13 protein-coding genes are annotated in these 15,092 nt (G+C 47.0%); 5 read left to right on the forward strand and 8 right to left on the reverse strand.

What is annotated here, in order from left to right; all coding sequences use genetic code 11:
- Nucleotides 1–152 precede the first annotated feature (152 nt).
- Nucleotides 153–575: an RrF2 family transcriptional regulator gene (locus DXA13_RS07390; RefSeq protein ID WP_118243087.1), complete on the forward strand. Its 423-nt coding sequence runs from the start codon at nucleotides 153–155 to the stop codon at nucleotides 573–575.
- 54 nt (nucleotides 576–629) lie between these two features.
- On the forward strand, nucleotides 630–1,379 hold the full coding sequence (locus DXA13_RS07395; protein ID WP_118242976.1) for a tRNA threonylcarbamoyladenosine dehydratase: 750 nt from the start codon (nucleotides 630–632) through the stop codon (nucleotides 1,377–1,379).
- A 138-nt stretch (nucleotides 1,380–1,517) separates the two neighbouring features.
- On the opposite strand, the gene DXA13_RS07400 is transcribed toward DXA13_RS07395, so the two are convergent.
- On the reverse strand, nucleotides 1,518–2,495 hold the full coding sequence (locus tag DXA13_RS07400) for a YitT family protein (RefSeq protein WP_118243089.1): 978 nt from the start codon (nucleotides 2,493–2,495) through the stop codon (nucleotides 1,518–1,520).
- A gap of 398 nt (nucleotides 2,496–2,893) precedes the next feature.
- Between DXA13_RS07400 and DXA13_RS07405 the strand changes: the two genes are divergently transcribed.
- Both DXA13_RS07405 and DXA13_RS07410 read left to right on the forward strand, forming a co-directional pair.
- Nucleotides 2,894–4,312: a spore germination protein gene (locus DXA13_RS07405; RefSeq protein WP_118242979.1), complete on the forward strand. Its 1,419-nt coding sequence runs from the start codon at nucleotides 2,894–2,896 to the stop codon at nucleotides 4,310–4,312.
- Nucleotides 4,313–4,470: 158 nt separating this feature from the next.
- Nucleotides 4,471–5,325 carry a DNA glycosylase gene (locus DXA13_RS07410; RefSeq protein ID WP_118242981.1) on the forward strand — a complete coding sequence of 285 codons (855 nt, stop codon included), beginning with the start codon at nucleotides 4,471–4,473 and terminating at the stop codon, nucleotides 5,323–5,325.
- Here the strand turns inward: DXA13_RS07410 and DXA13_RS07415 are convergent.
- The 5 genes from DXA13_RS07415 to DXA13_RS07435 all read right to left on the reverse strand — a co-directional run bounded on the left by DXA13_RS07415 (nucleotide 5,322) and on the right by DXA13_RS07435 (nucleotide 11,801).
- Nucleotides 5,322–6,710, reverse strand: coding sequence for an MATE family efflux transporter (locus DXA13_RS07415; protein ID WP_118242983.1), 1,389 nt, complete (start codon nucleotides 6,708–6,710; stop codon nucleotides 5,322–5,324). The two genes, DXA13_RS07410 and DXA13_RS07415, sit on opposite strands and share 4 nt — an antisense overlap.
- Nucleotides 6,711–6,869: 159 nt before the next feature.
- Nucleotides 6,870–8,324: an IMP dehydrogenase gene (gene guaB / locus DXA13_RS07420; RefSeq protein ID WP_118242985.1), complete on the reverse strand. Its 1,455-nt coding sequence runs from the start codon at nucleotides 8,322–8,324 to the stop codon at nucleotides 6,870–6,872.
- A gap of 141 nt (nucleotides 8,325–8,465) precedes the next feature.
- Entirely contained in the window at nucleotides 8,466–9,479 is a 1,014-nt protein-coding gene (locus DXA13_RS07425; protein WP_118242987.1) for a hypothetical protein, read from the reverse strand.
- Nucleotides 9,480–9,659: 180 nt separating this feature from the next.
- Entirely contained in the window at nucleotides 9,660–11,096 is a 1,437-nt protein-coding gene (locus tag DXA13_RS07430) for a HAMP domain-containing sensor histidine kinase (protein WP_181995560.1), read from the reverse strand.
- A gap of 75 nt (nucleotides 11,097–11,171) precedes the next feature.
- On the reverse strand, nucleotides 11,172–11,801 hold the full coding sequence (locus DXA13_RS07435; RefSeq protein WP_347559753.1) for a response regulator transcription factor: 630 nt from the start codon (nucleotides 11,799–11,801) through the stop codon (nucleotides 11,172–11,174).
- A gap of 219 nt (nucleotides 11,802–12,020) precedes the next feature.
- Between DXA13_RS07435 and DXA13_RS07440 the strand changes: the two genes are divergently transcribed.
- Nucleotides 12,021–12,503, forward strand: a complete 483-nt coding sequence (locus DXA13_RS07440) for a hypothetical protein (RefSeq protein ID WP_118242991.1) — start codon at nucleotides 12,021–12,023, stop codon at nucleotides 12,501–12,503.
- Nucleotides 12,504–12,638: 135 nt separating this feature from the next.
- Here the strand turns inward: DXA13_RS07440 and DXA13_RS07445 are convergent, their stop codons facing one another.
- Together DXA13_RS07445 and groL are read right to left on the reverse strand one after the other, a co-directional pair.
- Complete coding sequence (locus tag DXA13_RS07445; RefSeq protein WP_118243091.1) at nucleotides 12,639–13,325, reverse strand: DUF6198 family protein; 687 nt, start codon at nucleotides 13,323–13,325, stop codon at nucleotides 12,639–12,641.
- Nucleotides 13,326–13,455: 130 nt separating this feature from the next.
- A complete protein-coding gene (groL, locus tag DXA13_RS07450) occupies nucleotides 13,456–15,078 on the reverse strand; it encodes a chaperonin GroEL (RefSeq protein ID WP_118242993.1) in 1,623 nt (540 codons plus the stop codon).
- Nucleotides 15,079–15,092 lie beyond the last annotated feature (14 nt).

A 15,092-nucleotide genomic window follows, 5' to 3' on the forward strand; every position in this document is an offset into this window, starting at 1 on the left:
TCTAAATAAAGAATATCACAAACGGATTCAAAATGAAATTACAAATCTTTTACATTTTCTTACGAAACTGTTTTACATTTACATCGGTATCGTGTAAAATGGTTCTATATCCTACTAAACAGATAAGAATAATAGGAAGGAGCATGATTTTCATGAAAATATCCACCAAAGGGCGGTACGCCCTGCGGATGATGCTGGAATTCGCTCTTCATCCCGACGAATATACGAAAATTAATCAGGTTGCAGAACGCCAGCAGATTTCTGAAAAATACCTGGAACAGATTGTAACCGTCCTTACCAGGGCGGGATATGTTAAGAGCATACGCGGTTCCCAGGGGGGTTACCGCCTCTCCCGCGCCCCGTCTGAGTATACGGTAGGCATGATTCTACGGCTTACAGAAGGCAGTCTTGCTCCCGTACCGTGTCTGGAAGACGAGGTGAACCAGTGCGGACGCTCATCCTGCTGCGCTACCGTCAGTGTATGGAGGAAACTGGAATCGGCTATCAACGGCGTCGTAGACGGCATCACCCTCCAGGATCTCCTAGACGAACAGAATTCCCGTCCGCAGGAATAGAACAGAAATAGAACAATTGTAAAACAAATTTATGGAGTAATGGAGAGTTGTATGATGGATTATGAATTTTCCAGAACCGAACTCCTTCTTGGCAGGGAAAATATGGAAAAGCTTTTCCGCTCCTCTGTCATCGTATTCGGAGTCGGAGGCGTCGGTTCTCATTGCATAGAAGCGCTGGCCCGCTGCGGCGTCGGCAGCTTTGTCCTCGTGGACAATGACGAAGTCGCCGTCACAAATCTGAACCGGCAGGCTGTTGCTTACCATTCCACAATCGGCCGGAAAAAGACAGCAGTCATGAAAGAAATCATCCTGGAGATCAATCCCAAAGCCAGGGTTCTTACATCTGAGTCCTTTATCCTTGCGGACAACCTGGAAGATTTGCTTAAGGAGGCGGCGATGTTCCTTAACCGGCCGGAACATGATCCGGCAGACTATATCGTAGATGCCATAGACACTGTATCGGCCAAACTTGCGATCGCAGAATATGCCTCTTCGCATCACGTCCCCCTCATCGCATCTATGGGCACCGGCAACAAGCTCCATCCGGAGATGTTTGAGATCGCCGATATCTATGAAACTTCTGTCTGTCCCCTGTGCCGTGTCATGCGCAGGGAACTGAAGTCAAGAGGCATTCCATCTTTAAAGGTCTTATATTCCAGAGAACTGCCGTTAAAACCCCACTCATCAGAAGAGATTGCTTCTCCTGGTAAGCGTGCCGTTCCGGGCAGCATTTCCTTCGTTCCTCCGGCCGCCGGCCTGATGATCGCAGGAGAAGTCATACGCGGTCTTCTTGAAATAACGTAATGCATGATGAACTGTACTGACGGACCTGCAGCCTTTTAAACATAGCTACAGGCTGACAGTCCTGTTCCGCTATCTGAATAATTAAGAAAGAATCCCGCTCGCGGGATTCTCCGCCTGCGGAGGGTCGCTTCAGCGACATCATTCCTTACCGCCGCAGGGCGATCCTGCCCGGAGGGTTTTTTTGTTACATAGGATAATTCGGAGAACTTTCCTATGTAACAAAAGAATCAGGCGCCTACTCGATCGGCGCCTGATAAATTTCCCATAAAAATTAGTCGTCTTAAACTCATTGATAATTGCATTTTCATCCGTCTCATGGATCAGATGTACGATATCCGCCACCTCATAAGAAGAGACGACCGTATGGAGCAGGTACATCTTTTTCCTGCTGTATCCGCCCACTGCTTCCACACAGGAAATTCCATGCCTGAATTTCCCCACATATGCCCGGATTACTTCATCTGCCTTCCGGGTAGTAATCTGAAGCGTCACCCTCTCATACCTGTGGTGGAAGGACGATATGATCTTTGTGGACACGAACTGGAACAGGATGGAATAGCCTGCATACTTCCAGCCGAAAATCAGCCCGAAAATCGAGAGAATCAGCACATTGCCCGCGAATACGTATCCCCAGATCGATTTTCCTGTCTTATTGGAAACGTAAAGTGCAATAAAATCGGTTCCTCCTGTAGAGGCGTTGCCGCGAAGGGCGATCACGATGGAAAATCCCATCAGCACGCCTCCGAACAGTACATTCAGGATCTGATCCTGAAACATCACCTGAAAATCGCATATTTTTAAGAGCGCACTCGTCAGCAATACCTGAACAAGGGAAAACACCGTAAATTTCATATTAATACTTCGGCTGCAGAGAATTGCTACAGGAAGGTTCAGGAGCACCATGCCCAGCGATGTGGAAAAGTGGAATCCAAGAAGCTCTGCAACACGGTCCAGCAGTATGGCAATCCCAGTAAATCCGCCGGACAGCAGTCCCGCAGGATTAATAAATGCCTGAATCACATACGTCTGCAGAACTGCGGAAATAATCACTGCAAATAAAGTAATCGTATATCGAACACGGATATCTTTTTTAATGTTCTTCCATCTCTCCAGCATAAAATGTTCCTGCCTCATTATACATATTTATTTCTCCGTAAAGGATTTCTCTTCTCACATTCTACCCTTTTTTCGCATTAATAACAACATATAATTTATATAAGATATAATTAAAAAAGGAAGCGCTTTTCCCCCAAAAAGCACTCCCTTAGTCACGAACAACCCAACAACACTATATTTGTTACCCCGAATTTGTGAAACACAATTTTCAGCATTGTGTTTCCTGTGTAATAATATAGCTCTTTTACCTGCTTTTGTCAACCGTTTCATTGTGATTTTTGCACAAATATTGGTATTCAGAATATACTTTTTTGTTTTTTATTTATAAATTCATTTTTCATAATTTCTCCAAAACTGCACATACTTCTTCTATGCCAAGTTTATAAAAGGAGTTTATTATGCAGTTTTCGAAGAACTTATCTGAAAATATGAAACAATTACAGAAAACCCTGCAGGTGGATACCAACTTCGACGTCGTCTATCGTACCATTCAGATCGGCGGCCGGGAAGCATGTCTGTATTTTGTAGACGGCTTTACAAAGGATGAGGTCCTGCTCCGCCTGATTCAGGGCTTTACCAGCCTGAAACCAGATGATATGCCGGAAGATGCCCACGGATTTTCCAAAAAATATCTTCCCTATGGTGAAGTGGGACTGATTAAAGATGAAAATACCATGGTTACCCAGCTGCTTATGGGCATCACCTGCCTTTTCATTGACGGATATGATTCCTGCCTGACGATTGACTGCCGAACATATCCTGCCCGCAGTGTGGGCGAACCAGAAAAAGACAAGGTCCTGCGGGGTTCCAGAGACGGCTTTGTGGAAACTCTGATTTTTAATACGGCGCTGATCCGGCGGCGTATCCGTGATCCAAAACTGACGATGGAAATTATGACAGCCGGAGAGAGCTCCCATACGGATATCGCCATATGTTATATGAAAAACAGGGTCGACGAAAACCTGCTCTACATGATTAAGACCAGGATCGAAAACCTTCATGTGGACGCCCTGACAATGAACCAGGAAAGCCTTGCCGAGTGCATCTATCCGCACAAATGGTACAATCCGTTCCCCAAATTCAAATTTTCCGAACGGCCCGATACGGCAGCTGCCTCCATTCTGGAAGGCAATATCATCATACTGGTGGACAATTCTCCTGCCGCCATGATCCTGCCTTCCTCTGTATTCGATATTATCGAGGAAGCAGACGATTACTATTTTCCTCCTGTGACAGGTACTTATCTGCGCCTTTCCAGGATGACAATATCCCTGCTTTCCCTGCTGCTGACCCCGATCTGGCTGCTTTTAATCCAGAATCCCGACTATATTCCATCCTGGCTGGAATTCATACAGCTGGCCGACGAAACGCACGTGCCGATCATATGGCAGCTTCTGATCCTGGAATTTGCCATCGACGGCCTTCGGCTGGCGGCCGTCAACACTCCCAGCATGCTGACTACGCCTCTGAGTGTTATCGCCGGTATCGTTCTGGGTGAATACTCGGTGAAATCCGGCTGGTTCAACAGCGAAACCATGCTCTATATGGCCTTCGTGACCATTGCCAACTATTCCCAGTCCAGCTTTGAACTGGGCTATGCGCTGAAATTCATGCGCGTAATCATCCTGATCCTCACAGCTGTTTTCAACGTATGGGGATTTGCGGCCGGAGTAATTTTATCCGTATGTGCCGTCGTCTTTAACAAAACCATAGCAGGAAAAAGCTATATATATCCGATTATGCCATTCAGCTGGAATGAAATACGCAAGCGTTTTCTGCGCGGGCGTCTGCCTCATACCGACAAGGCCTCTCATTAATTAAAAGCCCTGGATATTCCTGCTGCGCCTTAAAGCTTCAGCGGACAGGCGCTCAAATCAGCTGTGGAAATCGATTTGACGTACTTTTACAGATACAGTATACTACGTAAAAAGAGAAACCGATTATACACATTCTGATAAGAAAGACAGGTCTGAATATGATTAAAATAACAACCGATTATTTCCAGATTGACCAGATTGCCGATTCCGGCCAGTGCTTCCGCATGAATCCCCTCCCGGAAGGCGGCTATTCGGTAATCAGCTGCGGCCGTTTCCTGAAAATTTCACAGGAAGGAACTTCCATTACCTTCGACTGCCCGGAAGAAGACGTCCCTTTCTGGCATGAATATTTCGATTTAAACGGTGATTACCGCCGGATGGCCGCTTCTGTCCTGCCTCATGACCATTACCTGAAACAGGCTGCTGAATTTGGAAAGGGCATACGCATTCTGAAGCAGGATCCTTGGGAAATGATCATCACGTTTATTATTTCCCAGCAAAAGACCATTCCGAAAATCAAGGAAGCAGTGGAGCAGCTGAGCATGCATTACGGAAAGAAAAAGAAGGTGCAGGATTGCACCTTCTATTCCTTCCCCACTCCTGAGGAACTGTCACTTGCTTCTGTCCAGGATCTGATGGACCTGAAACTGGGTTACCGGGCAAAATACATATACAGGACGTGCCGCGATACAAAAGACGGCGTTCTCGACATCGCCTCTCTTTCCACCATGGATTATGACAGCGCTATGGACTATCTTTCCCGCTTTTACGGAATCGGCCGGAAGGTCGCCAACTGCATCTGCCTTTTCGGCCTTCATCATATCGACGCTTTTCCTGTAGATACATGGATACAGAAGATCCTTCAGCGGGAATACTATTTAAAAAAATATGACAAGCTTCCAAAATGCAAAGTATATGATACGATCATTCAGGAGCATTTCGGACGCTACCGCGGCTATGCCGGCGTCATGCAGCAATACATATTCTATTACGAGAGAAACCGGCAGGATTAATTTGATTCCGGAATTTTCTCTTCCAACGTATTCACCTGGCGCTTCACTACTCTCCTTAAAAACAGCACGCTCAAGCCGAAGGAAAACAGTTCTGCGATAGGGAAAGACCACCAGATCGCAGAGAGCCCTCCAATTTTAGCCAGGATATACGCTGACGGAAGCAGTACGAGAAGCTGACGCACGATCGAAACGATCAGGCTTAAAAAGCCATGTGACATAGCTTGAAAAACGGATGAACAGATAATACAGAAACCGGCCAGCAGAAAGCTGATGCTGATGATTCTGAGTGCCGGAACTCCAATTTCCATCATGTTGTCGGAGGCATTGAAAATGGCCAGCAGACCGCCTGTATACAATTGGAAAACAGAAAATCCCGCAACCATGATCACCATTGCACAGACAATACCGGAAAAAATCGCCTGCTTGATCCTCTTTCCCTTTCTCGCTCCATAATTATATGCAATAATCGGAACGAGGCCATTGTTCATTCCGAATACAGGCATAAATATAAAGCTCTGTATTTTGAAATAAACGCCGAACACTGCCGCTGCCGTAGATGTAAATGCGATCAGAATTTTGTTCATTCCAAATGTCATGACAGAGCCGATGGACATCATTATGATGGATGGTATCCCCACGCTGTAAATTCCCCGCACCGTGTGGCCGGACCATGAAAATCCCTTCAGAGAAACATGGATTTCCCTGTTTTTCTCCCTGTTGAACCAGTATGCCATCACAGCCGCTACCATCTGTCCCGTTACAGTTGCTGCAGCAGCGCCTGAGACGCCCATCTTCGGGAAGCCAAACAGTCCGAAAATCATAATCGGGTCCAGGATAATATTGATAATCGCTCCCGTTCCCTGCGTTACCATCGTATAGATTGTTTTTCCTGTTGACTGAAGAAGGCGTTCAAACGTCATCTGAAATGCCATTCCAAACGAGAAAACGCAGCAGATCAGCAGATAATCACGGCCGTATTCGATGATCTGTGTATCTGCTGTCTGGATCGTGTAAAAGGAATTTGCAAACAGCAGCCCGAATGCCAGAAACGCGATATAGCTGATTCCTGCAAGAATAACTCCGTGGTCTGCCACGCTGTTCGCTTTTTCCGTATTCTTTTCTCCTAGGCTTCGGGAAAGCAGTGCATTGATACCTACTCCTGTTCCTGAAAACACGGAAATCATAAGGTTCTGTACGGGAAATGCCAGTGAAACCGCGGTCAGTGCATTCTCATTCAGCCTTGCGACGAACATGCTGTCCACGATATTGTACAGGGCCTGTACCAGCATGGAAATCATCATCGGCAGGGACATGCTGATCAAAAGTTTCGGCACCGGCATGGTACCCATTTTATTTTCCGTCTTTGGTATTTCTTTTCTGTCCATATATCCATTCTCCATTCTGAATTCTTTTGTCTAACCAGGCATAACATGTACGCTCCGCTCGCATGTCACCGCCTTCAACCAAAGAGAAATCCGGATTGCGGCCAAAGCCGTATCTCCGGATTTCTCCATTCAGTTATATCTATAATACCATTTTCTCCATCATTCGTCAATGCTGTAGTTCGGAGCCTCCTTCGTGATATGGATATCATGAGGATGACTCTCCTTTAAGGACGCTGCAGAAATCTTTACGAAGCGGCCCGTCTCCTGAAGTGTAGGAATGTCCTTTGCCCCGCAGTATCCCATGCCTGCGCGCAGACCGCCGAGGAGCTGGAATACGGTGTCCTCTACGGATCCCTTATAAGCCACACGGCCTTCCACGCCTTCCGGCACCAGTTTCTTGGCATCGCTCTGGAAGTAGCGGTCCTTGCTTCCGTTCTCCATGGCAGCGATCGATCCCATACCACGGTAAACCTTGTACTTTCTACCCTGGTATAATTCAAATGTTCCAGGGCTTTCATCGCATCCGGCAAACATGCTGCCCATCATGCAGACACTTCCGCCTGCGGCGATGGCCTTTGTCACATCTCCGGAATACTTGATTCCGCCGTCGGCGATAACCGGGATTCCGTATTTCTTCGCTACATCGTAACAATCCATAACGGCTGAAACCTGAGGAACGCCGATTCCCGCCACTACACGCGTAGTACAGATGGAGCCTGGCCCGATTCCAACTTTAATCGCATCGGCTCCCGCTTTAATAAGAGCTTCCGTTGCCTCGCCTGTTGCCACGTTGCCTGCAATCACCTGCAGATCCGGATATTTTTCCTTGATTATCTTCACACAGTTCACGACATTGACGGAGTGGCCATGGGCCGAATCCAGCACCACAACGTCCACCTTTGCCTCTACCAGAGCGTCCACTCTGTCCAGTACGTTTGCCGTAATGCCTACTCCTGCGCCGCAGAGAAGTCTTCCCTGCTCGTCTTTTGCAGACAACGGATACTTGATCTGCTTCTCGATATCCTTAATCGTAATCAGACCCTTCAGATTGAAATTATCATCTACGATCGGAAGTTTCTCCACTCTGGCCTTTGCCAGAATCTTCTTTGCTTCCTTCAGCGTAATTCCCTCCTTCGCCGTTACCAGATGTTCGGAAGTCATACACTCCTTGATCTTTTTGCTGAAGTCTTCTTCAAACTTCAAATCCCGGTTCGTAATGATTCCGACCAGCTTTCTTCCTTCTGTAATCGGCACGCCGGATATGCGGAACTTCGCCATCAGTTCATCTGCATCCTTTAACGTATGTTCCGGCGAAAGATAAAATGGATCCGTAATAACGCCGTTTTCAGAACGTTTTACTTTATCTACCTCTTCCGCCTGTTCTTCAATTGTCATATTTTTATGGATAATACCGATTCCGCCCTGTCTGGCCATGGCAATTGCCATTCTGTGTTCCGTTACGGTATCCATTCCTGCACTCATGAGAGGAATATTTAGTTTAATCTTCTTAGTCAGATGTGTAGTCACATCAACCTGATTTGGAATTACCTCAGAATAAGATGGCACCAACAGCACGTCGTCGAAAGTAATGCCGTCACCAATAATTTTACTCATTAGAATTTCCTCACTTTCCTGTGTTTATTATTAAATATTTTAATAAATACTTTAAGGTTATTAGTACTTAATTTAACAGAATTTCCCTCTCTTGTCAAACATACAATCATTAATTTTACTTATCCAAACTTATTAAACGCTTTAATAGGGCTGAACCACTCCGTACAGCGCGTCGTCCTCTTCTCCTATGTAGTAAAGAAGCGTGGTATACCCATCGCCTTCTGTCCAGATCCATTCGTCCTCATCTGGTTCTCTGTTTCTGATTTCTTCCATATTCAGAGAAATGCCCAGAACAGGGCCTACCGCCTCCCATAAGGATTCTGCCTCTTCTCTCGTTTTCAGAACGCTGCGCAGGGCGTGGATCTCTTCTGTCACAGAATCGTAAGCAATCTCTACATAAGAATCAAGCGACTCTGTGTCGGATTGAATAACAAACTGGTCTGTTGAGGCATAATAAGTCGTCGTATGGCTCTCTGTTCTCATCTCCTGATTTGATACATCCGTCCTCATTTCCGCAATTTCATATCCATGTTCCTTCAGCCAGCTCTCAACGGCCGGGTGCACGTCTTCCAGAACTGCCGGAAAATGATTGAATCCATTGCACCGCTCATCTCCGATCACCGGGTCTTCTATCAGTTCTACCTTTTCCGTCGTTTCCTTCATTCCCCCGGCGTGCACCATTTCCCCAAAATCCTCCAACAGTCCCCGGATCGAGCCGGACAGCCCCACCACGACGTTAATAATCATAACTGCAGCGATAACGATAAAGAGACTCCCGGCTGAACTCTTCTTTTTTCGTTTCCCGTTCTCCGCTGGACGGGTGGGAATACCCGCCATACGGCTCGGGCGGTCTGCGGTCTGGTTCTGATGGACTGCCGTACGATTCGGACGATCTGCCCCGCGGCCTAAATGGCTCGAATGGCCTTCTGTACGGCCCGGACCGGCGGACAGGCGGGCAGGCTTCCTTCTATCTTCTTTTTTCTCGTACGCCCCAGCGTTGTGGTATTCACATTTGTCTTCATATTCCGGATGCCTTTCATTCAGGTAATAATCTACATCCATATAAAACGGTTTCCTCACCCATCGCCTGCACACCGGGCAGAAATTCCCCGCCGCCAGCTTCGTATCGCATATCGGACATATCTTTCTCTGCATATCAGCCATGCCTCCTCTATGTTTATTCCATATCCATGATTGACCTCTCTGCGGTCATTGTACCATGTCCCACATCTTTTTTCCATAGACAGCCGGTTAATTTTCCGGTACTGAACACAGAAGGCTTATATCCCGTCTTTTGGCGCTTTAATTTAATCTCCTTTAATAGTTGCCGTTCGTTTATGAAATAGTCCCGGGAAGTTTAAGAATAAATCTGGCTCCCTTCTCCCGGTTTTCCACTTCTATGCTCCCTCCCATATATTCGAGAGAAGATTTCGCAATGGTGAGGCCGATTCCATGATTTCCTGATTTTCCCCTGTAAAACCGCTCAAATATACGGTCTCTGTCCTCTGGAGCAATGCCAGGCCCGTCGTCCTCTACGATGACCGTGCCAGGTTCTTTCAGACGGACCCACACCTCTTTTTCTGCATACCGAACGGCATTGGCCGCCACATTATAAAAAGCCTGAAACAGCAGAGAGCCGTCCGCTTCTATCATGATTTCCTGCTCTTCCTTATCCAGATGAATTTCCGTCTTTCTTCCCACTGTCAGCCCGTTCAGCTTTTCCAGACTTTCCTCGATGAATTCGCCCAGGCATATCTCTTCCATACACAGATTCTGTTCCCTGCTGTCAATTCTGGAGATCATAAGAATTCCGTCCACCAGTTCCTTCATACGCAAGCTTTCCGACATAATGACGGAAGCCGCTTTTTCCATCTCTTCTCCTTTAAATACGCCGCACTGGATTCCCTGGGCATATCCGCACACAGACATGAGCGGCGTTCTGAGTTCATGAGAGACATTCTGAAAAAATTCCTTCTGCAGCCGGTCGCTCTGCTCCAGTTCTCCAGCCATTTGCTCCATGGAAAGATGAAGCGCATTGATTTCCCTGACCGGATATACTCCCGTTTCCCGTTCAAAACAGCCGTTTCCGATCTCCTCCGCCCGTCTGCACAGCCGTTTTACCGGCCTGGAAATGCTGCCCGATACCGTCCAGACTGCTGCTGCCGCACAGACAGCCAGAAGAGCCGTAATAAAGAAGACCATTCTGCCTGCCATCACTAAAAGCTGTTTTTCATCCAGCACGGCCGCATATGCAGCCAGATATTTTGCCCGGACGTTTCCCTCTCCCGTCCCCTCTCTGATTACGACAATGTATTCTTCTCCTCCTGCATTCAGTTTTGCCGGAATGCTTTTCCCGCCCTCCGGCGGACTGTTTTCGATCAGGTTACGTATTCCGTTTTCCAGCTCCGTCAGCTTATCTTCTTCCTCCTGTTTTGGATACGTCCTCTTGAGCTTCGTGTTGAATACCATCATATCCGCCTGATTTGTACTGTCCTTCATATAGCTTTTCAAAGCGCTAAGCAGGCGTTTTGACCTTTCTTTTTCCAATTGCCTCTCATCTGCTTCTGTTCCGGCCAGCTCCTCCTCCGCCGCCTGTTCCGTATTCTGAATCATCTGGTCCGTATCGATCAGCAGGCTGTCCAGCTCTTTTGCAGCCACGGATATGACGTATCTCTCTGATATAGCTCCGAACAGGAGCCAGGTCATCACGGGAAACAGCACCAGCAGAAGGCCGACAGGCAGAAATATGTGAAATCGTATACTGTTTTTCATCTCATTCCTCCATAACCGACAGACGGAAACCATATCCCCATACCGTTTCGATCCGAACGAGGCTGCCGTTATCCCTCAGCTTTTTCCGAGGCGTTTCAGCATATCGTCCACCGCCCTTGTATCCGTCTCATATCCGTCAAATTTCCATATATTTTTCAAAAGCTCCTTCTTTTCCACCGCCCTGTCGCGATGCTCCGCCATGTAGACGATAAAGTCAAACTCCGTCGGCGTAAGCGGGAATTCCACGCCCTTTAAAAAGACAAGTCTCGTTTTTAAGTCCAGGCACAAATCTCCATATTCCAGCCTGATCTCTTCCTCCGTGTTCTGCTGTCTCTTTCCCATATCCATTCTGCGGAACAGGGCCCTGACCCTGGCAACCAGTTCCAGCGGAAGAAACGGCTTTACCATGTAATCGTCACTGCCCAGTGTTATTCCTGTAACTCTGTCAAGAGGGCTGTCCTTTGCCGAAACAATCAGGATGGGCACCGTGCTTTTCTGCCTGATTTCCGCACATATCTGAAATCCGTCCACACCTGGCATCATCACATCCAGTATTACCAGGTCTGGCTCCTCTTTTTCGAAAGCTTCCATGAGACTGACACCGTCCGGAAAATCGCAAACCTCATATCCTTCATTGACAAGAAAGCTTCGGATCAGCTTTCGGATCGCTTCTTCATCATCTGCAATATATATTTTTCTGTCCAATGATATTCTCCTTTGCTCATTCTTTTCATCATCATACCCGATTCATCAGAACCGAAAACACATCACCAAGTGCTCCCAGTATATCATCCCGCAATTTTTTCGTAAACATCTGCCACACATTTGCCACATTCCTTCCGTATTATTTCGCCAGTTCCATATGATACCATATAGGCACAGAAACAAAATCGTTTCTGAAAATAAATAGAAAGAGGTGCTTATATGAAAAAACTGACAACCGCATTATTTACAGCCGCATTCCTCGGATGCATGACTATGACTTCATTCGCCGCACAGGCTTCACCGGAAGCGAAAGAATACAGAGAGTCCGCTTCTGAGATCAAAGATGAACTGAGCGAACTGAATGCTCAGATCAAAGCCGTTCAGAAGGAAAACAAATCTTATCAGGCTGAGTTGAAAGAGGCCAGAAAGGCTCGAAAAGAAGGCAGTACCACGGTAGAAAAAGAAGACTTCAAGAAGGCTGCCGAACTGAATAAAAAGATTAAAGAACTCCGCGTCTCGCTGAAATCATCGTCTGCTGAACTGAAAAACGAACGGGCTTCTGTAAAGGAGAATAAAAAGCAGAAAAATTATGACGAGGCCCTGGAATCCCTGGAAGCTCAGAACGGCATTCAGAAGGAACGGCTGGAAAAACTCAATGAAATTAACGATATCTGGGAAGAAATCCATGCTGTTTTAAATTAATCCATGCAAAACGGTAATGCCTTGACCAGGTATTTACAACATCATTTTCTATAAAAAGAGAGTGCTGCATAAAAGAAAAATCATTACTTTTATGCAGCACTCTCTTTTCTGAGATAGATGGAACCGAAGCCCCTTCTAAGCGAACTCCTCGTCCGCATCCACGTTTTCCCCATTCCCTTTCGAATAAGAAATTCCGGCCATCTCGTCCATTTGTGACTTACAGCAGCGGTTAAAGACGGATACGACGCGGCCGACACCAATCACGGCCACCACGGTTCCCGCTCCGATTCCCACAAAGGGATGGCCGCTGAAAAAACCGACGCATGCCGTAATCATAATATTTCCTACATCGAAAACATTTTTTACAAGTCCCATCTCCCTGCCGGTACAGTCGGATATGGTCTGTACGATCCCGTCACCCGGATTAGGAATCAACCGCATATTCACTGACATCGCCGCTCCAATTCCCGTCAGAACAATCGCCGCCAGAAGGAGCAGGAACTGCTGCCACAACACCTGAGGCCCATCAGGCAGGACTGCGGCAAACAGGTTGAGAAATCTGGTAAACACGATGCTCAGCGGAATCTGAAGAACATCCGCCGGACGCGCACGTCTTCCCCTCATCACGAATTCCGCTATTACGAACAGCGTATACAGCGCGAGTGTCGTATCTCCAAAATTCAGATTCCACACATAGGAAATGCTGTATGAAACGGAAATAATCGGCGACACTCCCAGCCCTGTCTTTGTATTGAGTGTAATTCCCAGCGCCAGTATGAGCAATCCTGCGGCGTAAATAACAAAACGGTACAGCTTTTTCATATGTATCCCTCTCTGTGGTCCAAAACAGTACGGAAGGCTTTCCTGGAAAGTAAAATACAGGCTCCCGAACCGTTTTGACATGGTTCGGGAGCCTTTTTAAGCCTTCATGCTGCTGAAGTATTGATCTATATTACATCATGCCCATTCCGCCTGGAGCTGCCGGCATAGCTGGAGCCGGTTCCTTGATATCAGCTACAACGGATTCGGTTGTCAGCAGTGTGGAAGCCACGCTGGTTGCATTCTGAAGAGCGCTTCTTGTAACCTTTGCCGGATCGAGGATACCAGCTTTGATCATATCCACATACTCTTCTTTATAAGCGTCAAATCCTACGCCTACTGCTGCTTCAGCTACCTTGCTGATGATTACGGAGCCTTCCAGTCCCGCGTTCGCTACGATGTGGTAAAGCGGAGCTTCCAGTGCCTTAAGGATAATCTTTCCGCCTGTCTTCTCATCGCCTTCCATTCCTGCTACTACATTTGCAACAGCCTTTGCCGCATGGATATAAGCAGAACCGCCGCCTGCGATAATTCCTTCTTCAACTGCTGCCTTTGTAGCTGCCAGAGCATCCTCCATGCGGAGTTTTGCTTCCTTCATCTCAGTCTCAGTTGCAGCTCCTACACGGATTACTGCTACGCCGCCTGCCAGTTTAGCAAGTCTTTCCTGGAGCTTCTCTCTGTCAAAATCAGATGTTGTCTCTTCGATCTGAGCCTTAATCTGTGAAATTCTTGCAGAGATTTCGCTCTTCTCGCCGCAGCCGTCTACAATGATTGTATTTTCTTTCTGTACCTTAACTGATTTTGCACGGCCTAACTGATCCATAGTCGCATCCTTCAGATCCAGTCCAAGTTCCTCTGAAATCACGGTGCCGCCTGTCAGGATTGCGATATCTTTTAACATTTCTTTTCTTCTGTCGCCGTATCCCGGAGCCTTTACAGCTACAACGCTGAATGTTCCTCTCAGTTTATTAACAATCAGAGTTGTAAGAGCTTCGCCTTCTACATCTTCAGCGATGATGAGAAGCTTTGCGCCTGTCTTAACGATCTGCTCCAGAACAGGAAGGATATCCTGAATATTAGAGATCTTCTTATCTGTAATCAGCACGTATGGATCATCCAGAACTGCTTCCATCTTATCCATATCTGTGCACATATAAGCGGAGAGATATCCGCGGTCAAACTGCATACCTTCTACAAGGTCCAGTTCTGTCTTCATTGTCTTGGATTCTTCGATCGTGATAACGCCGTCTTTTGACACTTTTTCCATCGCATCTGCAACTAACTCGCCTACTTCGTCATCGGAAGCGGAAATTGCCGCTACTCTTGCGATCTGAGCTTTTCCGTCGATTGGCTTGCTCATCTCTGCGATCTGAGCTACAGCAGCCTCTGTCGCTTTCTTCATTCCTTTTCTTAAAACGATCGGATTAGCGCCTGCCGCCAGGTTCTTCATACCTTCGTTGATCATAGCCTGAGCCAGAACTGTCGCTGTCGTCGTACCGTCACCAGCAACGTCGTTTGTCTTCGTTGCAACTTCCTTAACAAGCTGTGCTCCCATATTCTCAAATGGATCTTTTAATTCGATTTCCTTTGCGATCGTAACGCCGTCATTTGTAATCAGTGGTGCTCCGAATGATTTATCCAGAACTACGTTCCTTCCTTTCGGTCCCAATGTAACACGTACGGTATCTGCCAGCTGGTTAACGCCTGACTCCAATGCTTTTCTGGCTTCTACGCCATATTTAATTTCCTTTGCCATGATGAATCTCCTCC

Source organism: Clostridium sp. AM58-1XD (assembly GCF_003464085.1).
Lineage (GTDB): Bacteria > Bacillota > Clostridia > Lachnospirales > Lachnospiraceae > Lachnoclostridium_A.